Annotated in this window: 25 protein-coding genes; 20 read left to right on the top strand and 5 right to left on the bottom strand. The window is 45.1% G+C overall.

The annotated features are described in order from the left end of the window. Window positions 1–22: 22 nt before the first annotated feature. From CEF13_RS25450 to CEF13_RS25425, 6 genes are all read left to right on the top strand, one after another. Window positions 23–1,636, top strand: coding sequence for an extracellular solute-binding protein (locus CEF13_RS25450; RefSeq protein WP_102715174.1), 1,614 nt, complete (start codon window positions 23–25; stop codon window positions 1,634–1,636). 45 nt (window positions 1,637–1,681) lie between these two features. Then, a complete protein-coding gene (locus tag CEF13_RS25445) occupies window positions 1,682–4,036 on the top strand; it encodes a helix-turn-helix domain-containing protein (RefSeq protein ID WP_102715172.1) in 2,355 nt (784 codons plus the stop codon). Then, complete coding sequence (locus CEF13_RS25440; RefSeq protein WP_102715170.1) at window positions 4,011–5,126, top strand: TolB family protein; 1,116 nt, start codon at window positions 4,011–4,013, stop codon at window positions 5,124–5,126. The genes CEF13_RS25445 and CEF13_RS25440 overlap by 26 nt, the downstream gene beginning before the upstream one ends. Window position 5,127: 1 nt before the next feature. Beyond that, window positions 5,128–6,174, top strand: a complete 1,047-nt coding sequence (locus CEF13_RS25435) for a glycoside hydrolase family 88/105 protein (protein WP_243864768.1) — start codon at window positions 5,128–5,130, stop codon at window positions 6,172–6,174. Window positions 6,175–6,181: 7 nt separating this feature from the next. Beyond that, a complete protein-coding gene (locus CEF13_RS25430) occupies window positions 6,182–7,888 on the top strand; it encodes a hypothetical protein (protein ID WP_102715168.1) in 1,707 nt (568 codons plus the stop codon). A 216-nt stretch (window positions 7,889–8,104) separates the two neighbouring features. Next, window positions 8,105–9,301 (top strand): MFS transporter, encoded by a 1,197-nt coding sequence (locus CEF13_RS25425; protein WP_102715166.1) that lies wholly within the window; start codon window positions 8,105–8,107, stop codon window positions 9,299–9,301. 49 nt (window positions 9,302–9,350) lie between these two features. Here the strand turns inward: CEF13_RS25425 and CEF13_RS25420 are convergent, their stop codons facing one another. Further along, the gene (locus CEF13_RS25420) at window positions 9,351–9,557 is read right to left on the bottom strand and encodes a DUF1657 domain-containing protein (protein WP_102715164.1); all 207 of its coding nucleotides are present in this window, start codon (window positions 9,555–9,557) and stop codon (window positions 9,351–9,353) included. Between the two features lie 215 nt (window positions 9,558–9,772). Here CEF13_RS25420 and CEF13_RS25415 point away from each other — a divergent pair, with 215 nt between their 5' ends. From CEF13_RS25415 to CEF13_RS25380, 8 genes are all read left to right on the top strand, one after another. Continuing rightward, entirely contained in the window at window positions 9,773–10,633 is an 861-nt protein-coding gene (locus CEF13_RS25415) for a DUF421 domain-containing protein (RefSeq protein ID WP_102715162.1), read from the top strand. Between the two features lie 15 nt (window positions 10,634–10,648). Next, a complete protein-coding gene (gene spoVAC, locus CEF13_RS25410; protein WP_102715160.1) occupies window positions 10,649–11,131 on the top strand; it encodes a stage V sporulation protein AC in 483 nt (160 codons plus the stop codon). 4 nt (window positions 11,132–11,135) lie between these two features. Beyond that, window positions 11,136–12,149, top strand: coding sequence for a stage V sporulation protein AD (spoVAD, locus tag CEF13_RS25405; protein ID WP_102715158.1), 1,014 nt, complete (start codon window positions 11,136–11,138; stop codon window positions 12,147–12,149). Between the two features lies 1 nt (window position 12,150). Next, window positions 12,151–12,501, top strand: coding sequence for a stage V sporulation protein AE (gene spoVAE / locus CEF13_RS25400; protein ID WP_102715156.1), 351 nt, complete (start codon window positions 12,151–12,153; stop codon window positions 12,499–12,501). A 282-nt stretch (window positions 12,502–12,783) separates the two neighbouring features. Continuing rightward, window positions 12,784–14,484, top strand: coding sequence for an ATP-binding cassette domain-containing protein (locus tag CEF13_RS25395; protein ID WP_102715154.1), 1,701 nt, complete (start codon window positions 12,784–12,786; stop codon window positions 14,482–14,484). A 54-nt stretch (window positions 14,485–14,538) separates the two neighbouring features. After that, window positions 14,539–16,395, top strand: coding sequence for an ABC transporter ATP-binding protein (locus tag CEF13_RS25390; RefSeq protein ID WP_102715152.1), 1,857 nt, complete (start codon window positions 14,539–14,541; stop codon window positions 16,393–16,395). 12 nt (window positions 16,396–16,407) lie between these two features. Then, window positions 16,408–17,229, top strand: a complete 822-nt coding sequence (gene pheA, locus CEF13_RS25385) for a prephenate dehydratase (RefSeq protein ID WP_102715150.1) — start codon at window positions 16,408–16,410, stop codon at window positions 17,227–17,229. Between the two features lie 185 nt (window positions 17,230–17,414). Further along, the gene (locus CEF13_RS25380; protein WP_243864767.1) at window positions 17,415–18,602 is read left to right on the top strand and encodes an MFS transporter; all 1,188 of its coding nucleotides are present in this window, start codon (window positions 17,415–17,417) and stop codon (window positions 18,600–18,602) included. A 61-nt stretch (window positions 18,603–18,663) separates the two neighbouring features. Here CEF13_RS25380 and CEF13_RS25375 read toward each other — a convergent pair whose 3' ends face one another. From CEF13_RS25375 to CEF13_RS25365, 3 genes are all read right to left on the bottom strand, one after another. Further along, entirely contained in the window at window positions 18,664–19,590 is a 927-nt protein-coding gene (locus CEF13_RS25375) for a phosphotransferase family protein (protein ID WP_102715148.1), read from the bottom strand. A gap of 222 nt (window positions 19,591–19,812) precedes the next feature. Further along, window positions 19,813–20,205: a hypothetical protein gene (locus CEF13_RS25370; protein WP_102715146.1), complete on the bottom strand. Its 393-nt coding sequence runs from the start codon at window positions 20,203–20,205 to the stop codon at window positions 19,813–19,815. A gap of 3 nt (window positions 20,206–20,208) precedes the next feature. Continuing rightward, the gene (locus CEF13_RS25365; protein WP_102715144.1) at window positions 20,209–20,760 is read right to left on the bottom strand and encodes an NAD(P)H-dependent oxidoreductase; all 552 of its coding nucleotides are present in this window, start codon (window positions 20,758–20,760) and stop codon (window positions 20,209–20,211) included. Between the two features lie 153 nt (window positions 20,761–20,913). Here CEF13_RS25365 and CEF13_RS25360 point away from each other — a divergent pair, with 153 nt between their 5' ends. Beyond that, window positions 20,914–21,552, top strand: coding sequence for an HlyD family secretion protein (locus CEF13_RS25360; RefSeq protein WP_102715142.1), 639 nt, complete (start codon window positions 20,914–20,916; stop codon window positions 21,550–21,552). Window positions 21,553–21,562: 10 nt separating this feature from the next. Further along, window positions 21,563–23,080, top strand: a complete 1,518-nt coding sequence (locus CEF13_RS25355) for a DHA2 family efflux MFS transporter permease subunit (RefSeq protein WP_102715140.1) — start codon at window positions 21,563–21,565, stop codon at window positions 23,078–23,080. A 140-nt stretch (window positions 23,081–23,220) separates the two neighbouring features. On the opposite strand, the gene CEF13_RS25350 is transcribed toward CEF13_RS25355, so the two are convergent. Further along, window positions 23,221–23,397: a DUF4083 family protein gene (locus CEF13_RS25350; RefSeq protein ID WP_243864786.1), complete on the bottom strand. Its 177-nt coding sequence runs from the start codon at window positions 23,395–23,397 to the stop codon at window positions 23,221–23,223. Between the two features lie 164 nt (window positions 23,398–23,561). On the opposite strand from CEF13_RS25350, the gene CEF13_RS25345 reads away from it, so the two are divergent. The 4 genes from CEF13_RS25345 (at window position 23,562) to CEF13_RS25330 (ending at window position 25,910) form a co-directional block, all read left to right on the top strand. Then, a complete protein-coding gene (locus tag CEF13_RS25345; RefSeq protein ID WP_102715135.1) occupies window positions 23,562–24,128 on the top strand; it encodes a hypothetical protein in 567 nt (188 codons plus the stop codon). Between the two features lie 28 nt (window positions 24,129–24,156). Then, window positions 24,157–24,648: an SRPBCC family protein gene (locus tag CEF13_RS25340; RefSeq protein ID WP_102715133.1), complete on the top strand. Its 492-nt coding sequence runs from the start codon at window positions 24,157–24,159 to the stop codon at window positions 24,646–24,648. Window positions 24,649–24,699: 51 nt separating this feature from the next. Beyond that, window positions 24,700–24,933, top strand: a complete 234-nt coding sequence (locus CEF13_RS25335) for a helix-hairpin-helix domain-containing protein (protein WP_102715131.1) — start codon at window positions 24,700–24,702, stop codon at window positions 24,931–24,933. A gap of 437 nt (window positions 24,934–25,370) precedes the next feature. Further along, on the top strand, window positions 25,371–25,910 hold the full coding sequence (locus CEF13_RS25330; protein WP_102715129.1) for an RDD family protein: 540 nt from the start codon (window positions 25,371–25,373) through the stop codon (window positions 25,908–25,910). Window positions 25,911–25,920 lie beyond the last annotated feature (10 nt).

Here is a 25,920-nt window from a genome sequence, read left to right as displayed (position 1 = left end):
TAATTTTTTTAGGAGGTCAAGTATGAAGCGAAATAGAATACAAAAAGGGAAAATGCTATTTTTGTTGGTCATGATCATGGCGTTCTTGGCAACGGCGTGTTCCAACAGTGGTGGAAACAATGGCTCTGTGAAGAACACAAACGAGGCTACGAACAAGCCGACAAATGAGTCCCCAAGCGGAGAAAAGGACCCTTATGATGGATTACCGAAGAAAGTTAGTATTTCCACATTTGATAGGGGTCAAGTATCCAGCGATGAGGGCACCTATGAGGACAACCGCTGGGTGAAATGGATTCGCGAGCAATCGGGTATTGATGTATCGATCGTTCCAGTACCGCGCAACCAAGCGCAGGATACGCTTAACGTATTGATTGCATCGAAACAAGCTCCGGACCTGATATGGGAGTATGATCGAACCTATATTGGTAAATTGGTTACCCAAGGGGTTATCCAACCGATTGGGGAATATATAGAGAAATACAGCACGACTTACAAAAAATATTTGGAAGACAATCCGGATTTGCTGCCTTATATTACTTTCAATGGTGAAGTCTATGCAGCTGTGACGAAACGTGCGATTACAGGTATTGTAAATCACGGCATGTGGATAAGACAGGATTGGCTGGATGAATTGAAGCTTGAAAGGCCGACGACAGTGGAGGAGCTAGTTGCTGTTGCAAAAGCGATGAAAGAGCGTTATCCAGACAGCACGCCAATTGTTGGCCATACAACATTTGATATTTATTCTGCTCTCTATGCCGCAATGAACAATCAATGGTATGTGGAAGATGGGAAGATGGTGTATGGCGCGACGCTAGATCGTTTCGGTGAAGCGATTGCCCTAGAGAAGCAGCTGTACGATTTGGGACTGGTCGATCGTGAATATTTAACAGATAGCAACAATCAGCGTGCGACGCAGCTGTGGACAACCGGCAAGGCTGGCATTTATATGGGGCAATGGGGACTTGGTAATACTGATATTTTAACGAAAGATCTACTCATTAATGTGCCAAACGCCAAGCCTGAGCCACTGGAAGCAGTCGCTACTCCGCATGGTAAATATGGTACGTATCAGGAGGCTTCACCGCTCTTTTATGTCTCTTTCAACAAGGATATGAAAAATCCGAAGGCCGCAATGGAATATTTGGATTGGATTTTGGAGAAGGGCTGGTTCACGCTCGTGAATGGTGAGGCAGGTGTGCATCATGAAATGGTTGGTGACGTGGCGAAGCGTCTGGATCCGGATAAATTTACTAAAGAAGTGATTTTTGCAGGTGAATATGCTGTATTGCGTGATGAGAGCGGTTTTAAAGCTGAGAATTTGCTCGTTCAAGCGGCCAGTGATGATCTTTCACAGCGCGTTGCTAAGCTTGATATGGCATCGCTCGATATTGTACTGAAGAATGAGTTTCGACGTGATATTCCTTATCAACCAAGCTTCGATGAAATCAATGAAATTCGTTCAACACTGGATACCTTTATTAAGGAAACACGCGCTAATGCAGTCACACAAGGAGCGAAATATACAGGACAGTGGGCATTGGACGAAATTCGCAAGGAGTGGAAACGTCTGGGCGGTGAAAAAGCAGAAGAGATTGCACAGAAGTGGTATGAAGACAATAAATCCAGCTTTTAAACTTTAAGCGTTGGTTCTTGAAGAAGATACTGAGGAGGAACAGAAATGAAGCTCGTACAAAATCGGCGACTAACTAAAGCGGTTACAATCCTATCGACGCTGCTATTCTTCCTCGTATTTTCTTCTGCCTTTTTAACGTATTCCGTATTCAATCGACAATTGGAGGGGCAGTTAACCAGTACGAACATGGAGCTGCTCGGACAGATGGACCATAAGCTGGAATTGTCGCTTAAGCATATTGATAAATCAGCAATTCAACTGTTGAAGGCGTATGAGGTAGGGCGATTTTTCAATAATGAGCTGACCGAGCAGGAAGCGCAGAACAATTCTTTTCGCGTATCCACTCTCATTACGAATGCAATCAATAGTATCGATTATATATTCTCGATCGATCTATACGCGTACGACAAGCAGCGGCTCGTTTCAGGAAATGTGTTGACTGAACAGGACTATAAGATGGATTTCTCATGGATTCCTGAGTTTCAGCAGTATGAGGGGTATTTCAACTGGATGTCGACTCGCAAAGTACAGCTTAATCACTCGCAATATCCAGTATACCGCAATGTTATCACACTCGTACGCTCATATCCGCTTATTCATTCTCCTGGTACGCGTGAAGGTGCGATGGCTGTAAATATTAAGGAGGATCAGCTGTACGGCTTGATTCAAAATACGGCAGCTATGGATAAAGGCCAGACCTTCATTATCGATAGTGAAGGCGTCGTGGTGCTGCATGCAGACCAGACCAAGCTAGGCAAGGATATTAGCGAATTTCCGTACATTAACCAAATTTTAAATGCTCAGGGAGCGAGCGGTCATTTCTCCGAGGAGGTTGAACAGACGGCAAGCTCCGTTTTTTATGTGAAATCAGAATATACGGGCTGGAATATTGTGCGGGTTGTGCCAGAGGCACAATTTATGAAGCCGCTGTATGCCATTCGCAATGGACTGCTAATCCTTGCAATCGTATTGTTTGTGGTGGCGACAGCATCGGCAGCGATGGTAGGACGCTGGATTTTCAAGCCGGTCAATCGTTTTATACAAGTGATGACGCGGCATTTGACGATTCACTCGAAGGAAGCGGCAACACGCAAGTATACAGATGAATTCCAGTATTTTGAGTCTACGGTACAGCATATTTTGCAAGACCGGGAAGATCTGCATAAGCAGGTGCTTGAAAGCAAGCCGCTTATCAAATGGCAGCTGCTGACTGAATTGCTTTCTGAGAAACGTAAAAATATCGCGGTGCTACAGCCATATATGGACATGCTCGGCATTAGTTTGTATCCGGATCATTTTGTCGTGATGAGCATTGAATTTGACAATAAGCATGAAATTGCATCACCTCGGGATTTGCAGCTGTATGCTTATGCGCTCTGCAATGTTGCTGAGGAATTGATGAATGCAGAGAGCCGCGGAATCGCAGTGGAGCTGAGCATCGGCAAGTGTGCGGTCATTATGAGCTTTGGTGATGGCGATGAGTCGGAGCGCCTTATGATGCGGGCGATGGCCGTCGCGGATTTAATGAAGGATTTCGTTCAGGAATACTTTAACCGTACGATTACGATTGGTATTGGAGATATTGTTGAGACGGTCAACGATATTCATCACTCCTATAAGCAATCACTAGAGGCACTAAGCTATAAACTCGTAATGGGCAGCAATTCGATTATTACGAAAGAGGATGTATTCAGCGATCAATCCCCGCAATTTTATCGGTTATTCGCGATGACTGATGGGATCGTTGCTTCGGTCAAGGCATCAGATGCGGATAAAATGAAGCTGCAGGTGCACAGATGGTTCGATTCTTTCGCCGAGCATGTTGTGCCGCCGGAAATGATTATGCAGCTAATTGTGCAATGCCTGATGAAGGCGGCAACAGCAGCTGTAGAGATTGGCGTCGATCCGGAAGGGAGTTTTCCAGAGCAGTACATGGTTGAGATGCTGAACCAGTATGAGCAGTTGCACCATCTTGAGGCATTTACGATCCAATCACTTTCAAGCTTCATCGAACGGATTAAGGAAAAACGCAGCAGCAGGGAACGAAATGATGTCATTGACAACGTGATGGTTTATATTCAAAAGCATTATATGCGCAGCGACTTATCACTCAACCTGCTTGCAAGCGAGTTTCATCTGAGTGTGTCCCATCTCAGCAAGCTGTTCAAAGAACAGAAGGAATGCAATTTCATTGATTATTTGATGGAGACGCGCATGAACAAGGCCAAACAGCTGCTAAAGGATACGGAAGAGAAAATTCGCGATATTGCGGAGAGTGTGGGTTATACGAATGTGAATAGCTTTGTAAGGATTTTTAAGAAGATAACGGGATTAACACCTACGGAATTCAGAGAGCGGTCACGGGGAGAGCAAGATGAGGAAGTCAGTTCAGTCCTATAGAGGAGAGGAAGAGCGCAGCATGCTTATTCGCAAATTGAAGGACCCTTTAACGAATATGGAAATTCAGGCTGTTGGAAATCCCGGTGTGGATACCGGTCAGAACTATTTTACAGCTCAAACCTGGTTGGCAGACAGCCGCCATATTCTGCTTTGCACGGATATTGATGAGAACAAAATGGGACGTTATGTGCGCTTTGATACAGAGACTGGTGCGATGGAGACGTTGTTGGAAGACTTGAGCTGGGGATGCGGCATCATATCAGCAAATGATCTTTTCTATTATTATGTCGGATCAACCATTTATGAATATAACCTGCATACGCAGTTGTGTCGTACCGTTTGCAGCTTGGAGCCTGGGACTCAGCTGTATGGTCCGCTCTCCATCAATAACGACGGGAGAGTTCTTGGAGTTTATTGGAATCGCGGTGACGATTGGGTGATTGGGACTGTTCAGGTCGACACGGGGGCGGTCACGGAGGTAGCTGCACCGGGCTTTCAAGAGCCATATCCTATTGCGAATCATTCGATGATCAATCCTCAATATGATCACCTCGTATTTTTTGCTCATGAGGGCAATACGGAGCATATCGCAGATCGCATTTATGTCGCAGATACAACGACAAGTGAGATACGCAATGTGTTTCCCCAGCAGCGGCTGGACACGGGTGAGCATGTAGAGTATGTCGGGCATGAGATGTGGGCGGCAGACGGAGAGCATTTGTATTTTGTTAAATATCCGCAAAGCCCGCTTAAACCGACAGGAGTCTATCGGGTTGAGAAATGGGGAAAAGAGTGGGAGCTTATTAATGGCGACTACAGGTACTGGCATGTAGCACCTAGCCCAGATGGACGCTTTGCAGTTGCAGATACGTTTGAAGAGGGCATGCAAGTAAGCAAAATCGTCTTGATCGATTTGGAAACACGAGTCTCTAAGCTGCTGTGTGAGCAGCCTCTATGGCGAGATCATCCCGGACATCCGCACCCGATGTTTAGTCCTGACAGCAAAAAGCTGTCGTTTACTTTCGCAGATGAGGATCATCACTTATGGATTGGCGTAATTGACCTTGATCAAATTTCGGAGGAGGATTGATATGACGACACAAATGACAGATGCGATGAGCAGAATCTACAGCTGCATGACCGGCGATCATCGGGGCAATTGGGGCATGGATATTAATCATTGGGACTGGGTTCCTGGTGTTGGTGTCATTTCGATTCTAGATTACGGAGAGAAGACAGGGCAAGAGGAAGTCATTCATTACGTACAAACATGGGTAGAGCGGAATAAGCAGAAGGCCGACGACCAGAAAGTAATTAATGCAATGGCACCTTATGCCGTATTTCCTTCTTTGTATCGTCGTACAGGGCAGGAATGGTTGCTAGCCAAATCGCAGGAAATTGCAAAATGGATGCTGAATGAAGCGCCGCGCACTCGCGAGCGGGCATTCGAGCATACCGTTACGGAGGCTGTTGAATTCCGCGAACAGGTTTGGGCGGATACGGTGTTTATGGCGGTGCTTTTTCTAGCACGTCTGGCCAAATTGAAAGGCGACAAGCAATTGGCAGAAGAGGCTTTGGAGCAGACAATGCTGCACTTGCAGCTGCTGCAGGATACAAATACGGGGTTGTTATATCACGGCTGGAACTGTGAAGCAGGCAACCATTTGTCAGCGGTTCATTGGGCACGGGCAAATGCTTGGATCGTTATGAGCATACCTGAGATTATGACGGAAATCAGTGAATTATCTGCCATCCCAGCAGAGCTTAATGAACGCTATCGCACGCTTGCTGATGCACTTCGCTCTTGTCAGGCAGTAGATGGGCTGTGGCATACCGTGCTGGATCGCGTCGATACGTATAAAGAAACATCTGCAAGTGCCGGAATCGCATGCGGCTTTCTTAGAGGAATCGATGCGGGACTACTCGATACTTCGTTCATGGAGCCGGCTGAGCGAACACTGGCCGGAGTGCTTTCTTTAATCGATCCAGCTGGTGAAGTGGCTGGAGTATCAGGCGGAACACCAATTATGCCATCTGTGGATGCGTATAATCAAATTAAGATCTATCCGACGCTATATGGGCAAGGATTGACTCTACAGCTGTTGACACAATTCAAATTGAATACAAGCGAGGGATGAAATAAACATGGCGTACTATTCCGATAATCCTTTTAATAACAGACAAAAGCTGATTAAACAGATCGATTCACGAGAATCACAGTACAATTCGGAAAATCACCTCTTGAAGTCGCCGTTCAGCAGTCCCGGTTATCATACAACGATCAAACAAGCTGATTTTATTCACTCAACTCGCAATTCTCTCGTGTATGCACTTGGTTTGCTAGATACGGAGGAAGCGCACTATGAGCAGCGCGCCTTCGATATTATTGAGCAGGTTATTTCTCTACAGGATACGGATCGCAGCCGCAGTACGTTCGGTATCTGGTCTTGGTTTTATGAGGAGCCGCTCGATCAGATGTCGCCTCCCGATTGGAACTGGGCTGACTTTTGCGGCAAGCTTCTCGTACTGATCGTTTCAAGGCATTCTGCTAGATTGCCAGAGAAGCTGAGGCAGTCGGTACAGCAAGCAATCTACAATGCTTGTGATGCGATTATTATACGGAATGTAGGGCCCAATTACACGAATATTGCGATTATGGGCGCATTCGTTACACTCATCGCTGGTGAATTATTCGAGCGGGAGGATTATGCAAAATACGGATTTGAACGACTGGGAAAGCTGCACAACTATACACTGCCTAGACAGGCGTTTCTAGAATATAATAGTCCGACGTACACGCAGGTCGCTATTTTGGAGCTGTCCGCTATTGTAACAGAAACGAATAATGCTGAGGCGAAGCTGCTCGGGAACGACCTGCTGGATATTGCATGGAAAAGCGTAGCAGACCATTTTCATACGGGTACACGACAGTGGTCGGGTCCTCACAGCCGCTGTTACAAAACGCTGCTTACACCGCTAAGTGAAGCGTTCCTGCAATTCGCAACAGGAGGAAAGCTGGCCTTTTATCAGGAGGATGAGCTTCCTTATGATGAAGGTTGGTATAAGTGCGGTGTTGCCTGTCCAGAGCAATATATAGAACAGTTTCTTACCCCCGTTCAGCAGACGGTAAAAGAATGCTATGGGGTGAACGGCAGCGGAACTGAGAAATGGGCGACGACTTATATGACGCCGACCTATTCGCTCGGCAGCTTCAAAAAGGAGATCATGTGGAATCAGACACGGACTTTGCTTGCATATGTGGATAATGGCGGCAAGGCGACTTACCTACATCTGCGTGCTTTGCATGATGGTTATGATTACTGTTCGGCTGTTTTTCATGGGGAGCAGCGGGCGAACCACGTACTATTTGGTATGAATTTTGTTGTCAATGGCGGCGATACTCACCCGAATTTGGATATGATCGATGGATCTATCGAGGTGTCCGATTTCAGATTTCGTCTAGAAATAGGCGGTGCTTTGGAGCATGTTAGTCCGGTTGTGGAAAAGGACAGTGTAATCCTGCGAATTGGCGAGACGTTAGTGTCACTGCGCACTTGGTTTACTGCATTTGATGATCAAGCTGCTGGTACTGCATCAAGGGACTGGAGCTGGGAAGTTACTAAGGTAGATAACGTGCTTGGCATCGATCTTGTCCTTCATACTGGTGAGAAGAGGGTCATTGATTTTCAAAAGCTGAATGAAGCTGCATTTCTTTTCTCTCTTTGCATAGGAGAAGGGCTTGAGAGCTTCAAGCCGCAGATCGAATGGACAAAAGAGCTTGCAACGGTAAGTGGAAGCTGGAATAATGAGCAAATAGGGCTTGCTTTGCAGCTGAAGCCAGGTGTGCAGTGATCATCCGCTATCCTAAAACCCATCGAACTACCGATGGGTTTTTCTTATAGCCGCAGTCTATGAAAACAAAAAAAGAGAGGAAGAAACCGCATGATCACTCACCGCTGATACTGGATGTTATCGGGAAATACTACAAGAGTATTGATAACGGCTAATTCAGGCAAGATAGTGGAGCAACGATCATTCCGTATATTTGCAAATTAAGGAGCATTCATCATGTCATTACTACTTCGAAGAAGAGGCGCCATATTGCTCCTCATGCTCAACATATTTCTCGTTTTTACAGGTATAGGGCTTATTATTCCCATTATGCCCACGTATATGAATGAGCTTCATATTAACGGAAGCATTGTTGGTTTGTTGGTGGCCGCTTTTTCATTAACACAGCTTCTTTTCTCACCCGTAGCAGGCCGCTTAAGCGATTCCATTGGACGGAAAAAAATGATTGTTATAGGCATGATCATATTTGCTGTCTCGGAATTGTTATTCGGACTCGCTAGTGCGCCTATGCTTCTGTTCGCATCCAGGATGCTGGGCGGAATTGGCGCGGCATTCATTATGCCTTCCATAATGGCTTATACAGCCGATGTTACCTCCATTGAAGAACGAGCTACAGGGATGGGATATATTAATGCAGCAATCACGACCGGTTTTATTATAGGTCCAGGGATCGGAGGATTTATCGCAGAATACGGCATACGGGTGCCTTTCTATGCAGCGGCGACAGCTGGGGCTATTGCTGCCCTGATCACCTTACTTATTTTGCCTGAATCGCCAAAGACGGCAGCTCGCATTGGAAGCGAAGTTATTCCAGCCAAGAAACAAAGTATTATCGCTCAATTATTTCAGTCCTATCGAGAGCCTTATTTTTTGAGCTTGATCATTGTATTTGTCGCATCATTCGGATTAGCCAATTATGAGACGGTCTTTAGTCTATTTGTCGATCATAAATTCCAGTTTACACCTAAAGATATTGCCTTAATTATTACATTTGGCTCAATAGCCGGCGCTGTTGTGCAAGTAACCATATTCGGCTGGCTGTTAAACCGTTTTGGGGAGAAAAAGGTTATTTCTTATTGCTTGATTATTGCAGGGCTGTTCATATTAATAACCCTATTTGTTAATAAATATTGGATGATATTCGTCGTTACGTTTATTGTTTTTTTGGCAGTCGATATATTGCGTCCGGCACTGGGAACGCAGATGTCAAAGATGGCTGGGGGTCAGCAAGGCTATATCGCAGGCTTGAATTCGGCTTATACAAGTCTTGGCAATATTGTCGGACCGATTGTTGCGGGAGTTCTATTCGATCTTGATATTAATTTTCCATATATATCGGCTTTTGTCATATTAGTTCTATGCTTCCTTCTTTCGCTTCGAGGCGGAAGGGCCAGGTCAAAGTCTATTGTATAAAAAGTTAAAACAGCCATGCAGGGCTAAGCCCCGCATGGCTGTTTTATAATTAAAAGCCTTTATATTGAGGTTCTTCAGTTTCTAGCTCTTGAACCCGGCTTTCCACTTGTTGAAGCACTTGCATGGTTTGCTGTGCAGCATTTGTGAAAAGTGTTTTTGCTTCTTGGTTTTCTGTTTCTAATGCAAATTGCTCAAGACTTGCTTGCGCACCCTTCAATGAAGCGACACAGGTTTTAACTTGAGATGCAACTGTCATGTATTTCACCTCCTCCACTTATGTAGTACAAGAGGTAATTTATCACTAATCGGAAGTAAATATGCACAAACGCGATTAACTTCTCCAACAAGCAACCATATTTCCATGATCATCCCTTTTGAGGGAAACGATTATCAGGTTTAGCAGCTTGATTTTGACGCATAATCTTCATGTGCAGATTTGTTGAGAATTTCTTTTTGAAGGAGGGTGTCAATGTGCCCGAATGGCTTGAGGTTGTGTTACGAACCTTGTTCTCCGTGGTTGTTCTGTTTGGCATGACGAAACTGTTAGGGAAACGGCAAATTTCTCAACTTTCACTGTTCGAATACATTACGGGAATTACGATCGGTAGCTTAACCGCATATATTTCCTTGGAAATCGACACTAAATGGTATTTAGGTCTGATTTCCTTAATGGTGTGGGTAGCCATTTCTTTAGCTATTGAGTTTCTGCAACTGAAAAGCAAAAAAGCAAGAAATCTGATTGACGGCAGTGCAACTGTATTAATTAAAGATGGAAAAGTATTAGAAGACAATCTGAAGAAAGAACGATTAACGAATGAGGATTTAATGGAGGAGCTGCGAAGTAAAGATGTTTTTAGAGTAGCGGATGTTGAATTTGCGCTTATTGAACCGAACGGGCAAGTTAATGTATTGCTCAAGCGAGAGAATCAACCGATGACACCAAGTCATTATGGAATTAAAGTAGCACCCGAGCAAGAGCCGCAAGCCGTTATTTTAGATGGTGAAATAATGGATGAGCCTCTTGCGACGATAGGATTAAACCGGGATTGGCTAAATGTGGAGTTGGAAAAACTGGGTGTCGCCGTAGAAAATGTATATCTCGGTCAGGTCGATTCTTATAAACAATTATTCGTCGATCTATTCGATGACCAAATCATCGTGCCGACTCCTCAGAAAAAAGCTACTTTGTACACAACTTTAAAGAAATGTGAAGCAGATTTAGAGCTGTTTGGTTTAACCACCAAAAATAAACAAGCCAAACAAATGTATGAGCAATGTGCAAATCAGCTGCAAAACGTAGTTACAGACTTAAAGCCCATCTTACATCGTTAAAGGAGGTAAGTACTTATGGCAAATAACAAGAAGAAGAAATTAACACCTGTACAGCAGGAATATCAAGAGCTGGCGAAAAAAAGGGAACCGGGAAGAGCTGTTTTCAAAAATAGTGTTCGAGCCTTTATTTCTGGGGGCGCAATCTGTTTCATTGGTCAAATTATTCAAGAGATGTTCGTCCATTGGGCCGGCTTTACGGAGAAGAAAGCGGGAGACCCGACAGTTGCTGTATTAATCATCATTTCCGTCATTCTAACCAGTCTTGGCGTTTATGATAAAATCGCGCAGTGGGCCGGAGCAGGTACGGCTGTTCCCGTTACCGGTTTTGCTAATTCAATGGCCTCAGCGGCACTGGAGCATCGAAGTGAAGGTTTTGTTCTGGGCGTCGGGGGGCAAATGTTTAAGGTTGCAGGGCCTGTTATTGTTTTCGGCACGGTAGCCGCTTTTGTTGTCGGTATCCTTCATTGGATATTTAATCCTGCTGCAGTGGGAGGATAAACATATGCTGAAAGGTCATCAAAGCTGGATTTTTGAGAAACGGCCAACGCTTCTTGGAGCAGCCGCTGTCGTCGGACCGTTTGAAGGTCAAGGCCCCTTGGCTAATGATTTTAATATTATCCATGGTGATATTCAATTAGGTCAGGACAGCTGGGAGAAATCAGAAAGAGCTCTGCTGGAGGAAGCGACCAAGCTGGCTATAGAGAACGCTGGATTAACGAAAGAAAAGATAAATTTCTATCTCGGCGGCGATTTGATGAATCAGATCATCAGCACGAGTTTTGCTGCTCGGACCTTATCTATTCCGTATATTGGGATGTTCGGGGCTTGCTCTACTTCAATGGAAAGCTTAGCGCTGGCCGCCAATCTTGTTAATTCAGGTTCAGCTAAATATGTGCTTTCAAGTGCATCGAGCCACAACTCGTCTGTAGAGAAGCAGTTCCGTTATCCAACCGAGTACGGCTCCCAGAAGCCTCCCACCGCTCAATATACGGTAACGGGAGCAGGGGCCAGCGTCGTATCACAGAAAGGAAATGGACCTTACGTAACTTCTGCGACCATCGGCCGGGTTGTTGATATGGGCCTCACTGATCCTTTCAATATGGGGGCAGCCATGGCGCCTGCCGCAGTAGATACGATTCAAGCGCATCTTCGTGACCTTCAAATTGAGCCCGGCCATTATGATTTGATTGTTACTGGTGATCTGTCCAAAGTTGGTTATGAAATTGCCCGCGATTTATTCAAAAAACATAAAATTCCTATGCAGCAGACGGAATATAAGGATTGCGGCATGATGATTTATGATTATGACAAGCAGATGGTTCAATCAGGCGCAAGCGGCTGTGGCTGCTCTGCTGTCGTTACTTATGGGCATTTGTTGAAAAAAGTGCGAAATCATGAGCTCAACCGCATTCTGGTCGTTGCTACAGGAGCTTTATTGTCTCCACTGTCTTTCCAGCAAGGTGAAACCATTCCCTGCATCGCACATGCAGTTTCGATTGAAAGCGGAGGGAAGTAATATGATCTTTTTATGGGCCTTTATTATTGGCGGAGCCATTTGTTTATTCGGACAAATTTGCTTTGATGTATTTAAGCTAGATCCTGCTCATACGATGGTACTGCTTGTTGTTGCCGGAGCAGTGGCAGACGGGTTAGGCCTATATGAGCCCTTGATCGAATTCGCAGGTGCAGGAGCATCTGTGCCGATCACTAGCTTTGGCAATGCGCTCGTTCATGGCGCTTTAACAGAATTGAACAAAGACGGCTGGATTGGAATCATTACGGGTATTTTTAAAGTAACGAGTGCCGGTATATCCGCAGCCATCATTTTCTCCTTCTTGGCAAGTCTAATGATAAAGCCAAAAGGCTGATTGGACATACGAAAACAAAAAGGCGTGTCAGACTAATTCCAGTCTGCACGCCTTTTTTATATATACATATATGTATTTTTGAGTGACTTTAAGCAGAGGGTCTCGTTACCGATTACCTATACTATTACTATAAATCATGGATCATTATAAGTCTATAATTTTTACAATATTTTCTGTATTATGGGTTAGGCTGATCAGCGGAACCGAATAATCATGTCATACCATCTGGGGTGAGGAGCCATAGAAAATTATAGCAAGAGCTTCTATAATGCCGCGAAAATATTGTTTAAGATCGAGCGGCGGCCTGTCATCGTATTGGCAGCGGCGCTGCTTTTGTCTGCACCCCTTCTGCCGGCAGAGCTGTGGCTGGTCAAGCTGCTAGTAGACCGCATTGGAATTTGGAGCGCATCCGATTCAATCGCGTCTATTCTAGCCGCTGCGGCTTGGTTATCCTTATTATTGTTTATTCAAAATATTGGGCTTGGTGTTCAGATTCCTATGGCAATGACGCGCCTAAGTGAGATCGGAACGCTTGAGGAGCAGCTGCTCCTATTGCAGAAAACAGCCCGCCTTCCGTTAGCTTCGATCGAAGCGCCAAGCGTCAAGGACCTTCGTGAACGAGCTATGCAATTTTCTCTATATGATACGTATCAATCCGGCATTCAACTGCTGCAGGCTGCCGTTCAATCTGCTTTGTTGATCGCAATTATGTTCGCTTACGGACAGTTTCTCCCGGTAATCGCCGCATGTTCGGCAGCAGCGCTGTTGGCATTCGTCTCAGTCAAATCAGCGGCAAAGCTGGAGGTTCTTTCTCGGAAGCAGACCTCCAATCGCAGGCTGATTCGCCATTATGCTGAGCTCATGACCAAGCGGCAAGCTGCCAAAGAAATACGCTTGTTCGGATTAGGTCATTTGTTCGCGAAACGATGGAACTCCTTATATGAGGAACAAACGCAAGAAGCATGGCACGCTGCCCGTTCCACCGAGATTCGCAAGATCGGGCCGGAGCTGCTGCTGGCATTCGTTAGCGGGTTGCTTATTGCGTTGCTAGTGCTGCTGCCGGGAGCAAGTAAGCTAAGCGCAGGTGAATTTTCTTTATTATTTATGGCCTTAACCTTGCTGCTCTCTCAGCTGCCCGGCTTAATAGGGCAGGGAGTGTCGCTCAAGAGACAACATATGCGATGGGAAGACTTTAATGCCTATATGCTGCTCGATGAAATTTCAGATGAGATTCCTTCCATTTCTACAGGAGGTGTGGTCCTGCAAGTCCGAAATATGAGCTTCCGATATCCGCAAACCAATCACGACACACTCAAAAAAGTATGCTTCACGATTCCTCGCGGCTGCCGAGCTGCATTGGTTGGTGATAATGGCTCGGGCAAATCAACGCTAATTAAAGTGCTTACGGGCTTATATGCACCTGATGAAGGAGAACTGATTTGGAGTAATAGCGAAGGAGAGCAGCTTAGTGGAGCAGAAGCAATTGCGAATATGTCTGCAGTGTTTCAGGATTTCACTCGGTTTCAATTAACGCTGCGGGAGAACGTGGCTCTTGGAAAACGGTCGGAGATTCAGAACGATCCACTCCTGCAGTCTAAGCTGAAGCTTACTGGCAGTAAGCTTCAGCAATTAAACCAGCAGCTAGGCGGCGCTTTCGGCGGCATCGAGCCCTCTGGCGGTGAATGGCAAAAAATAGCGACCGCTCGAGCTTTGCTTCGTGAAGCAGGGTTTGTATTTTATGATGAGCCAACTGCTGCGCTTGATCCTCAAGCTGAGAAGGAAGCGTTCGATTTATTTCTGCAGGTAACGGAAGGACGATCGGCTTTGCTCGTAACTCATAGGCTGGGAGCTGCGAGGCTGGCAGACATGATTTTGGTTCTTAAGGACGGCAGACTAATTGAACAAGGTACCCATAATGAGTTGATGAGCCAGCAGGGTGAATACAGCCGAATGTTCGAGCTGCAAGCGTCTTGGTATAGGTGAAAAAATGGCATGGATAAAGCATGCCGTTATTCCTTTACTAATGGAGGTGATCGGATGTACAAAAAAACTCGTCGCCTTGCGCTGGGACGGAGTATTTTTCTATTACTATATAAAATTTGGCGCGGTATGCCTGTGTTAACATCGGTATGGCTGTGCATTCCTTTATTGGCTGGATTGTTGATCATCCCAAGCTATTCGGCTCAAAAAAATCTGGTTGACCTTTTCGTCGGAGGGATGACAGGGAAGGATTGGGCAAATATGCTGCCGCTAGCTCTTCCCGCCTTAATCATGTTTACAGGTGCAGCCATCATTCGTGCAGTGCTTTCCGCCTTACAGAGCATGACCGATTCCAGACTTCGTGATCGTGCATCGATGCATGTACAGGCTCAGATACATGAACGTGCGGTGAGTGTTTCGTTGGAGCGGATCAATGATTCCTCGTATTATGATCGACTCCAACGAGCAGAGACAGCAGCTGCTACGAATTTATTCGGATTTCTGCAAAATATAATGGCTATCATTAGTATGCTATTTGAATTATTGGGACTGCTTATTGTTGCATCGTCTTCACATATTGTAATTGGACTTCTGCTAGCAGTCGTATTTCTCGTATCCTTCGCAATTAGGCTGGAATCAGATATCGTGGTCCGAAGGCTGAACCGGGATTTGACGAGCTCTGGAAGACAGTCTGACTACTTGCGAAAATTGATTACGGAGCCTGCGACGATTAGGGATATGCGAATATCAGGATCGATCGATTATCTAATAGGCAAGTGGAGGGACGTGACAAGCAGCGCGCTCTCTCTTCGGATGAATGCGAGACGAAGAGAGATACGCCGAGGTATGCTGGTATCCGCTCTTCAGATCGCAGGGCTGTTCGGAGCCATCGTATGGATGGCGCTTCATCTGAAATCAGGAATTATAACAGCCGGAGTATTCATTATTGTATTTCAATCCATGCGGCGAGCTTATGGGATATCCTCTGCGATGGCATTTCCGATCGGTAAAATTTACATTCAAGGTGCAAGCCTATTCGATTTAGTGGAATTTTTGAGAGAGCCCTCGGAGGCGGATAGGGATGGTGCGTCGGAGCTTAGAGATCGATCTGGTGAAGGCTCATTGGAGGCTTCCCTTCTAAAACCTGGAGGTACAGGGCGAATTGCTTTTGAGAAGGTTACTTACAAATATGCAGGCAGCGATAATCCCGTATTGCAGAATATACAGCTTACGCTGAACCCGGGTGAAGTGGTTGCATTAGTCGGAGAGAATGGAGCAGGCAAAAGCACGCTTGCGCAAATTTTGCTTGGCTTAATACCGCCATCAAGCGGCCGAATTACTTGGGATGATACAGACTACAAACATCTGCAGCCGAAGGAGCTTAGAAAATCGATGTCTGCTGTATTCCAAGATTTTGTTCGTTACGAAACGACTGTGCGGGATAATGTAGCATTCGGACTCGTGGATGAGCTGCATAATGAAGAATTACTACGCCGTAATCTGCGGTTAGGAGGAGCAGATGAGCTGGAGCGTATGATAGGAGGACTAGATGCGGGGGTTGGCATGCTGATGGAAGGCGATCGAGAGTTGAGCGGCGGCCAGTGGCAGCGGCTCGCCATCGCAAGGGCAGCGATGCGTGACGCTAAGCTGCTTGTTCTCGATGAGCCGACGGCTGCTCTCGATCCGCAGCATGAGAGCGAGCTGTACCACTCTTTCCGCGAATTGGCGAAAGGACGGACGGTACTATTTGTGTCCCATCGGCTTGGCTGGGCTCGCTATGCAGATCGTATTATTGTATTGCGTAACGGACGGATAGTAGAGGACGGTTCACATGATAAGCTGCTTGCCGCTGGCAAGGAATATGCGTCGATGTTCCGCGCACAGGCGGAATGGTATAATAGTTCAAAAAAGTAAGGGGCTTTGTGTATGATTAAAGTTGCCTATTTAGGGCCTAAAGGGACATTTTCAGAGGAAGCAGCTCATCAGTTTTTTTCGGATCAAACAAGCTGGCATATGTATGATTCCATATCGGATGTATTAGAAGCCGTCAGCAACGAAGATGTCGATAAATGCATTGTGCCTATTGAGAATTCAATCGCAGGCAACATTCACATGACAGTGGATGGTTTGTTAATGTACAACCTATTTATTGAGGCGGATCTTATATTTAAAGTGTCGCTTCATTTAATGGGCAATGAGGAGTGCAGCATAGAAGAGGTTCAGACAGTAAGATCTATAGGCCCAGCCATTAATCAATGCAGACAATTCATTAAGAGACATGGATTCAAGATTGAATATACAGACAGCACCGCGAGAGCCGGAGAATTGATCAAAGCAACAAAAAACAATGAAGCAGCAGTAATTGCCTCCAGGCAGGTAGCTGAGCAATATGGGTTGAAAATACTGGATAGCGACATTCAAGACCACTCCGCGAACCATACCCGTTTTGTGGTCGTTAGCAAGAACATATCGGAAAATGTTGAGCAAAAGAAAACAATGATGTTAATAACGCCAAGCGATGAATTTCCTGGTGTACTCTCCTCCATTCTGAACGTGTTCTCGGCGCTGGCTATTAACCTTTCATGGATTGAATCCAGACCAACAGGCAAAAAATTAGGGAATTATCGTTTTTTAATCGAAACGGAGGCTGCACAAACGGATCAACGTATGGCTAAAGCTATGAAAATTTTAGAAACATTCGGACATGAAGTGCATCTACTCGGCAGTTATTCGACTACTATACTTTAAAATCCAAGCTCTTTGCGGAAATATAAAAACTCGTTGGAATTATCCAGCGTATAAATAGACTTATTGATAGGGGAGCCGCCCAAGCAAGCTGGCAATGAAAGAGCGGTTGTCAGGTCTCGCTGGGGGGTATACAATGTGAAAGGAGAAAATCAGAATAATAGTATTGCAAGGAGAGTGTAACTGGTTTGTCATCAGATGTTATTGCTTCAGCTTCGCTTTCTTTCCGCTATCGTTTAATTACTTTGCTTCTAGTTGTCGTTGTGGCGGGCATGAGCCAAGGACTACTGCTGCCGCTGTTGTCCATTATGCTGGAGAGCTCCGGTGTATCCTCGGATATGAATGGCATTAACTCGGCGGCCATGTATATTGGAATCTTCTGCACCATGTTTTTCGTGGAGAGGCCGGTCAAGCGTTTTGGTTACAAAAAAGTCATTCTAGCAGGCATCATACTAGTCACCTGTTCCAGCCTGCTCTTTCCGTTCACTCATTCGCTAGCAATCTGGTTCGTCTTGCGGCTGCTGGTCGGCGTGGGTGACAGCGCACTCCATTATTCGACTCAGCTATGGATTGTAAGCTCCAGCCCTGCAGATCGCCGCGGGAAATTTATCAGCTTGTACGGCATGTCATATGGACTTGGCTTCAGCATAGGACCGCTTGGCATTAATTTGCTGCCGCTCGGCAGGGCGGTTCCATTCTTTGTAACCTGTTCGTTTTTCGTCATCGTGCTGCTGCTCGTGCTAAGAATGAAGAATGAGATGCCTGAACAGATGGCGAAGGGAGCTGCGACTGAGAATCGGTTCGTGACTACCTACCGTGTCGCGTGGTTTGTGCTCATACCAGGCTTCCTGTACGGATTGATGGAGGCTTCCATGAACAGCAACTTCCCGCTGTACGGCTTGCGCATTCATCTGAGCCAGCATTGGATATCCCTTCTGCTATTGGCATTTGGGGTAGGCGGACTCATTCTGCAGCTGCCGCTTGGCATTTGGAGCGACCGGATTGGGCGTAAGCCGATCTTGATAACGTGCGGAATAATAGGCTCGCTTGTTTTCTTCGCGATCCCTGCCGCTGGTGACAATATCGTATTGCTGTTCGTGCTATTCGCAATAGCTGGCGGTGTGGTCGGATCATTCTATTCCTTAGGACTTGCATATGCAGCGGATATTTTGCCGCGATCCATACTGCCGGCGGCTAATGTCATTGCCTCGATCCACTTCAGCATTGGGAGCATCATGGGTCCGACGCTAGGCGGTTTCGGTATTCGTTATGTATCTGTGCACAGTATATTTCTGTTCTTGGGCGCTGCTTTCCTAGCCTTCGCGCTGCTAGGCTTCAGATTTCGTCCGAAAGGGCAAGCGGGTGCAGTGATTTAAAATTATGGCATAAGCAAAGAGGACGCCGGGGAATGCGGCGTCCTCTTTGCAATGCAGCTTGTCACTTAGTCAAAGACAAAAGTTTATCACGGAGCTCTCTGTAAGCATGATCCCAGCCCATCTTCGCGAAGTAGCGTAAGCCGTCCAGTCCTTTATAATACCGTGCGCCTATTAATCGTTCTTTGAAATTAATAATTTCTTTGCCTATTTCCTCGTAATGGAGCCGGAAAGCTTCCGCCACATCTTTGCCGGGAACCGCGGTTTCTATCGTCGCTATATCAATTAGGAAGTCGCCATAAATGCAGTTGCTGTCCATAATACCGGTAATCGATTGTCCATCCGATAGTATATTCCATTCATGGCAGTCGTGATGGACGAAATGCCGATGCGGCTCATTGTATTTGCTGAACGCAAGCAAGCGTGCATAACATTCGTTGAACACATCGCGCTCCAAGCAGGATGTGTTGAAGAGGCTGTACCAATTTTCCCAGAATGCTCCCTTATGATCCTCACCAAAGCTGGCTTTAATGTATGAATCCCATGAATGATGCAGCCCATTATATTTAGCATCCAGTGAGCCGTACCCTATTAGTGGTCCTAATTCAACCTGATTCATAGTCGTCATATTTTTCACAAGATCCGGAAGTACGGCGATTTTCTGTTCTGGCTGTAAATCTGCAAATCTGATTCCTCTAACACGTTCTGAGATACAATAATCAAAATCTTCTTCCCGTCCTATGCCGAACACCTTAGGGTAGGGAACATTTTGTAAAGAAAGCAGATTCGCAATAAATGGCTCGTTTATATAAGAGTCTTCAGCAGGAGCAAATCGGATGACATACTCTTGCTCATTCAGGTTAAAGGAATGAACGCTGCTGAAATTACCGCCTTTGACATTGGTGATTGCATCGGTTGCGCTGCCCAAATGACGGTTCATTATGGTTTGAATAGTTTCTATGGGTATAATTGCTTTTTCTTTATTTGTCATTTTCTCCCCCCCTATTTCCTTCCAATATAATGCTGGACACTGGCGAGTACAAGGGGGAGAACAATTTAAATCAATTAATAATATATAGATTCGGTTGAGTCAAGTCATACAATCCCCATATTAATTCCATGCCAAAAAGTAAGGACACCCGCTGGGTCCCCTTACTCAAACTACCTGTTCCTGGAGAGTTGATGCTATTAGTTGTTTTTTTTGCTTTTCGGTTCAATCTTTATCCTTATCCTCGTTGGATTTATGCAAATTCCGCATAGCATTCCGGTAGTCAGAGTCTTTCATTTTTGCAGAATCATCCCTACGATCCGGTTCCTTCGTTGGCTGTTCCGGTGTCATCCTCAAATTGCGAAGTCCGCTTCGGAAGCTTTGATCGTTCTTCCCGGAACGAGCGGGGATTATTGCACCTCGATTGTTGTTAGCAGAAACTTCGCTCTCACTAACCTCCTCCGAGCTCTTTGTGTCAGGAAACGCGGCTTCCACCACTGATATAATCGGTTCATCTTCTATCACTTCTTTAGGACGCTTTGAGACCGTCCGCATATTGAACACAACCAAGAGCACAATGACGATGATTGCCGCTATCCCGTACCCGATAACCAGCATTCATTATTCACCTCGCTCACCGATAAATTTAGCGGTCAGAAGGGCTACCCGCTTGCCTAATGCCCGGCCTAGAGCAAGATCTTCCTCGGAAGGCATATTCGGTGGATCTTCCGGTGAATCTTCTAAGCGGCAAGTAATTCCTACACCATAGTAAGAGCCGTAAAGCACGTTCTCGGGTACGTTGGCAGGCAAACCTGCGATGATCATCCCCTGATGAAGCATAGGAGTAATCAGATTCAGCATAGTTGTTTCTATGCCGCCATGCTCTGTTGCAATTGTTGCGAAGACAGCACCAATTTTGTCCACCAATTTACCATTTGCCCACAAATAACCTAGTTTGTCGATCCATATTTTGAGTCCAGAACTAATGCTTCCGAAATGACCGGGGCATCCCCATATGATTGCATCCATCTTATCCAGATCTTTCGGATCGGCCCGTTCCACATGATGCAGATGCACTCTTGCGCCTTGCACCCCCCGAGCACCTTGAGCAATGGAATGTGCAAGAGCTTCCGTATGGCCATCTTCGCTGTCATAAACTATATAGATGTTCATTTTTAACCCCCTACGGTGTTTGGTTATTCCATTATCCCTCCATCTGTTGCTTAATATTCTGCTTCATAATCCTTTTGAATAATAAGATGGAATGCGTGAGAACCTATTCCAAATCCCAAAAGTATTGGCATGTCCAGGAAGGAAATAACACCCATGAAAAGTTCAAATCTTGTAATAATCAATGTGATTGTTATTCTGCTGATCGTGGCAGGAGGTGGGGCAGCAATTTATTATTACAACCAATCCATCAACTACATCACCACGGACAACGCGAAAGTGGATGGCCAAGCTGTAGCTATAGCTGCTTCAGAATCGGGCGCACTTTCCAGCTGGAACGGCAGCGTAGGTCAAACTTTCCGTTCCGGACAAACCATAGGCACCGTGCGTTCCGACAGAGGTACAGTGAACATTAATACACCAGCAACAGGAACGATTGTCCAGCAGAACGTTGTCGTCAATTCCATCGTAGGAGCTGGTGTAACATTAGCTCGTGCCTATGATTTGGATAACCTTTGGGTGACCGCTAATATTAAAGAAACACAGATTAACGATATAAAAGTGAATCAATCCGTAGATGTGTATGTGGATGCCTATTCTGGAACTACACTCACTGGAAAGATCTCAGAAATTGGTCTCGCAACAGCTGGGACGTTCTCTCTTCTGCCGACCTCCAACACAACGGGCAACTACACTAAAGTAACGCAAGTTATCCCGATCAGCATTAAACTCGATGGGTACAAAGGGCTTACCCTTGCCCCCGGCATGAGCGCCACAGTCCGAATTCACAAATAGGGGGTGTACCATGGAAGAACAGCGGAGTATAGCCCCCACCATTACGGTTCTCATCTGCGGCATGTTCATCGCCATCTTGAACCAGACAATGGTCAACGTCGCAATTCCTCACATGATGAACGACTTGAATGTGTCCACTACGACGATCCAATGGCTCTCAACTGGGTTCATGTTGGCTAATGCTATCATGATCCCAATCAGCGCCTTTTTGATGGAGACAATCTCCACCCGATTATTGTTCGCAGCTGCTATGTCCTTATTTACGATAGGGTCATTAATCTGCGGAATCGGCAACATTTTCTCGATCATTCTCTTTGGACGCATCGTTCAGGCAATCGGGGCTGGCATTATGATGCCGCTTGTAACCAATATCTTTTTGCGAATTTTCCCACCGGAAAAAATGGGGAGAGCCATGGGCATGATGGGCATTGCCATGATGTTCGCTCCAGCCGTTGGTCCTACATTTGCAGGTTATATGGTGGAGCATTACTCATGGCGAATCCTTTTTTTCGTCATGGTTCCTCTTGGCGTTGTTGAAGTGTTATTAACCTTTAAATATTTGTCGAACGTACTAAAGCTGACTTATCCCAAACTAGATTGGCTGGGTGCTGTTTTTTCAACTATTGGATTCGGAGGGCTATTGTATGGACTTAGTGAAGCGGGAAGCAAGGGATGGGGAGATGTCATTGTTTTAGTAACCATCATAATTGGTCTGGTTGCATTAATCTTCTTCGTCTTTAGGCAAATTACGATAAGCTCGCCTTTGCTTAACTTAAGGGTGTTCTCGAATTTCACCTTTACAATGTCCACTCTCGTTAGTATGGTCGTGAACATGGCTATGTTCGGGGCTATGCTGCTGCTTCCGATATATATCCAGAACATACGCGGGTATACGGCTCTGGAATCCGGCTTGCTTTTGCTTCCGGGCGCTTTGCTCATGGGAATCATGTCCCCAATCTCCGGTATGTTGTTCGATCGGTTCGGCGTTCGTCCCTTAGCCCTTGTCGGACTCACGATAACGGCAATAACCACTTATCAATTTACGAAATTGACTGATTCGTCCGCCTACATGCATGTGATGCTGCTCTATGCGCTAAGAAGCTTCGGCGTATCTTTCATCATGATGACGATCATGACGGAAGGCCTGAATGCATTGTCGCCAAAGCTGAAGGGTCATGGAACCGCCGTGTCGAATACGATGCGACAAGTAGCCAGCTCATTTGGAACCGCCTTGCTCGTTACAGTCATGTCGACCCGTACGACCGAGCATCTCGTTAACTACTCGAACAATTTGACATTGAATAATGCGATTGCAACTGAAACGATTGGCAGCTTTAATGCAGGCATAACGGCAATGGCTGGACTTCCAACGGAGGTCGGTGGCGCCTATGCCATGTCGATCCTTGGAGGGCTCGCTGCCAAGGAGTCCACTATCGGAGGTATTAACGATGCGTTCTTAGTGGCGACGTACATCACCATAATCGGGATCGTATTCTCCTTGTTCTTGAACCGACCGAAGAAGCAGTGATTGGCTGATTGGCGAAACACTACTTACAAAGCTGAAACGGAGCTGTTCCTCCGAATCGATTATAGGGCGAATTATAACGGGTACCCAATTTTGGGTACCCTTAAATGTTTAGTGCAGACGCTTAAAGATGACGCGTCATTTCAAGTCGATTTAATCTTTTCTAGTATAAAGTCCAATTTATTCTCTATTCTCTCAAGCCTATTTTCTAGGTCTACGTAACTACTACCCTTCTGAGAAGAGTTATTTAGTAGTTTCTTTATAAATAGAGTAAATGATATCACAAATAAAATAATCAAACCCAAAACGACAATTAGCATAATTACACCCAAAATCCCTACGTTATTCATAGATATAGCATCCCCCTTAATAAGTAATTACCTAATTATACCACTATTACCCATTTCATATGATCTCACAGGATAAACAATGGAAGACGCGAATACATATAAGATTGATAAATTAAAGCTGGAAAGGGGCAATCATGAAAAACAAAGTACTACTCATTATTTTTTTAACAAGCATCTTAATATATCTGGGTTATGATCAATATACAGCTATTTATTCGGATAAAGGGATATTAAATCATGTTATTCAAAGAGACGGCTATTCGCTGGCTCTAAAATCCGAGCGGCTGCCTATTGAAATTTTCATTAAACCGGAATGGATTGCATTTGGTCCCGACGAACGGAAAGAACTAAAAATAAAAGTTTTTGAAACAAATCATACTAGAATTTATCTCGATCAAGTGTGGAACAGAGGGAATGATATTTATTTTAGCTTGCATACTACTTTTAAGATGAACGCAGCAGGCGGAGATTTTTTATATAACGGTATTTTTAATGAAGATGGTACATTCACTACAATAAGTTCATTTGACGATATTGTTTTGTATGATATAAATATGGATAATATCGGTGTTGGCCAAACGGGAAACGGTCCGAATGCTGACTTTTCATTCGGAATTGAGCCTCAGAATCAGAAGCTCATCCAAGAAGGGATTTATGTAAAATATTCGGGTTTTAACTTGTATGAATACGCTAAGCATTAGACTCAAATTACTTGAAGGAGGAATAAAAATGATTGCATCGCTACAAAAAACGAATGATGGTTACCTTGCTCAATTTGATCGAACATTACAGTATTCTATAGAAAGCGTATGGGCTGCCTTAACTGAAAATGATAAATTGGCCATTTGGATGCCAAATCTCCAAGTTGAGCAACTCCGAAAGGGCGGAGTAATCAAATTTGATATGAAGGATGGTACGGGGAAATATATTGATATTGAGATTACGGACTGTCAGCCGAATTCAGTCCTCGAGTTCACATGGGGAAATGATCATGTTCGCTTCGAATTAACTCCCAAGCCAGAAGGCTCTCTATTGGTGTTGAAGGAATACATCAGCTCAATAAATGATCATACATCAAAAGACTTGGCAGGATGGCATATTTGCCTCGATCTATTGTCCGCTTTGCTGGATGGCCATGTGATGGAATTTCCCAAAGATGAATGGCAGCAATGGTACGAGCAGTACGCTGTTGTTGTGAAACAATTGCAAGGGCAGGCGTAAAGTGAATTTTGGTAAGTGTATAGATCAATTATTTGGAAAGGTGATTCTAATATGGCAAAGGAAACAAGTAAGGAAGCAACCACCAATGATTTAGAAGCGGATCTTTCGGCAGGTCTATCCAAGCCGGCACAACGAGCGCTTATAAATGCTGGATACTTGCGTCTTGACCAGATCAGCAAACTCACCGAGGCCGAGGTATTGCAGCTGCATGGTATGGGACCAAAAGCGATAGATACAATCCGTCGCGCACTCGCTGCAAAAGGTCTTTCATTTGGGGATGGATAAAGAAGGATAATAGCTATTTATGTAGAATCTTTCCAGAATAATAGTAACAAGTTGAGCAGGCTTCCCGATAGCTTGCTTATTTTTTTGTTTTACGGACACTGGAGCCGTTATTGGTAAGTTTTAATGGGTTGTGGTTAGGCTTACGGACATGAGTTCAGCTATTTCCCTTGGCAGGGCTATATTTGATACTTTTCCGTACATGTAACGAATCTGATGTCCGTAAGCACTTTGAAATAGGGGTTATTGAAGCAAATAAGGTCTCCTGTGTCCGCTAACTTTACTTACCCCAGCCCTCTGCCTTCTACCTGCATGATCGATTCGTTAAGAACTGGTCTGGTCTCTGAATGAACGCGGCTAATTACGATATGGAATGAATAGAATGAGAAGGTTCCGAACGAGGGAGAAGGCTCCAGAATAACTATTAGGAGATGGAAATTATGGGGGAGCAAATAAATACACATCCCAAACGTGTATCGTTTGGGACTCGTGTCATCGCTTTTTTGTGGGATTATCTGATCATTTCAGGTTATCTCATTCTGTTGGTCTTAGTATCTTATGTAGCAAGACCGCTGCTAGCTCCCCTCTTCGAGGCAGATCCCATTTCGGCGGAGATTACGGGGTTTGTATTGATCACTCTTCCTGTATATCTTTATTTTGCTTTATGTGAGGGCTCGAAATCGCACGCGACTTGGGGAAAACGAAAAATGGGAATTAGGGTAGCAGGCATAAATGGAAAACCCATCGGATACGGGCCCGCTCTGTTCCGTTCAGTCATTAAATTTATTCCTTGGGAACTGGCTCACTTTACGATTTGGCATATGGTTATTCCTTCTTGCTATCCTGATTATGTACTTAATATATTGCTGGTAGCAGTTTACGGGCTTGTATTCTTCTATTTGATAAGCCCCATATGGAACAAAAATAATCAAACGATTTATGATGTTATCTCACGTACCGTTATACGACACAAGGGGTAAGAATATACGT

The organism is Paenibacillus castaneae, assembly GCF_002884445.1.
Lineage (GTDB): Bacteria > Bacillota > Bacilli > Paenibacillales > Paenibacillaceae > Pristimantibacillus > Pristimantibacillus castaneae.
The sequence above is the reverse complement of the archived record's forward strand: the minus strand, read 5'-3'. Positions and strand labels throughout refer to the sequence as shown.

What these genes read in the sequence shown, in the direction of transcription:
- CEF13_RS25450 (WP_102715174.1), top strand. Translation starts at nt 23, where the DNA reads ATGAAGCGAAATAGAATACAAAAAGGGAAAATGCTATTTTTGTTGGTC.
- CEF13_RS25445 (WP_102715172.1), top strand. Translation starts at nt 1,682, where the DNA reads ATGAAGCTCGTACAAAATCGGCGACTAACTAAAGCGGTTACAATCCTA.
- CEF13_RS25440 (WP_102715170.1), top strand. Translation starts at nt 4,011, where the DNA reads ATGAGGAAGTCAGTTCAGTCCTATAGAGGAGAGGAAGAGCGCAGCATG.
- CEF13_RS25435 (WP_243864768.1), top strand. Translation starts at nt 5,128, where the DNA reads ATGACGACACAAATGACAGATGCGATGAGCAGAATCTACAGCTGCATG.
- CEF13_RS25430 (WP_102715168.1), top strand. Translation starts at nt 6,182, where the DNA reads ATGGCGTACTATTCCGATAATCCTTTTAATAACAGACAAAAGCTGATT.
- CEF13_RS25425 (WP_102715166.1), top strand. Translation starts at nt 8,105, where the DNA reads ATGTCATTACTACTTCGAAGAAGAGGCGCCATATTGCTCCTCATGCTC.
- CEF13_RS25420 (WP_102715164.1), bottom strand. Translation starts at nt 9,557, where the DNA reads ATGACAGTTGCATCTCAAGTTAAAACCTGTGTCGCTTCATTGAAGGGT.
- spoVAC (WP_102715160.1), top strand. Translation starts at nt 10,649, where the DNA reads ATGGCAAATAACAAGAAGAAGAAATTAACACCTGTACAGCAGGAATAT.
- spoVAD (WP_102715158.1), top strand. Translation starts at nt 11,136, where the DNA reads ATGCTGAAAGGTCATCAAAGCTGGATTTTTGAGAAACGGCCAACGCTT.
- spoVAE (WP_102715156.1), top strand. Translation starts at nt 12,151, where the DNA reads ATGATCTTTTTATGGGCCTTTATTATTGGCGGAGCCATTTGTTTATTC.
- CEF13_RS25390 (WP_102715152.1), top strand. Translation starts at nt 14,539, where the DNA reads ATGTACAAAAAAACTCGTCGCCTTGCGCTGGGACGGAGTATTTTTCTA.
- pheA (WP_102715150.1), top strand. Translation starts at nt 16,408, where the DNA reads ATGATTAAAGTTGCCTATTTAGGGCCTAAAGGGACATTTTCAGAGGAA.
- CEF13_RS25375 (WP_102715148.1), bottom strand. Translation starts at nt 19,590, where the DNA reads ATGACAAATAAAGAAAAAGCAATTATACCCATAGAAACTATTCAAACC.
- CEF13_RS25370 (WP_102715146.1), bottom strand. Translation starts at nt 20,205, where the DNA reads ATGCTGGTTATCGGGTACGGGATAGCGGCAATCATCGTCATTGTGCTC.
- CEF13_RS25365 (WP_102715144.1), bottom strand. Translation starts at nt 20,760, where the DNA reads ATGAACATCTATATAGTTTATGACAGCGAAGATGGCCATACGGAAGCT.
- CEF13_RS25360 (WP_102715142.1), top strand. Translation starts at nt 20,914, where the DNA reads ATGAAAAGTTCAAATCTTGTAATAATCAATGTGATTGTTATTCTGCTG.
- CEF13_RS25355 (WP_102715140.1), top strand. Translation starts at nt 21,563, where the DNA reads ATGGAAGAACAGCGGAGTATAGCCCCCACCATTACGGTTCTCATCTGC.
- CEF13_RS25350 (WP_243864786.1), bottom strand. Translation starts at nt 23,397, where the DNA reads ATGCTAATTGTCGTTTTGGGTTTGATTATTTTATTTGTGATATCATTT.
- CEF13_RS25345 (WP_102715135.1), top strand. Translation starts at nt 23,562, where the DNA reads ATGAAAAACAAAGTACTACTCATTATTTTTTTAACAAGCATCTTAATA.
- CEF13_RS25340 (WP_102715133.1), top strand. Translation starts at nt 24,157, where the DNA reads ATGATTGCATCGCTACAAAAAACGAATGATGGTTACCTTGCTCAATTT.
- CEF13_RS25335 (WP_102715131.1), top strand. Translation starts at nt 24,700, where the DNA reads ATGGCAAAGGAAACAAGTAAGGAAGCAACCACCAATGATTTAGAAGCG.
- CEF13_RS25330 (WP_102715129.1), top strand. Translation starts at nt 25,371, where the DNA reads ATGGGGGAGCAAATAAATACACATCCCAAACGTGTATCGTTTGGGACT.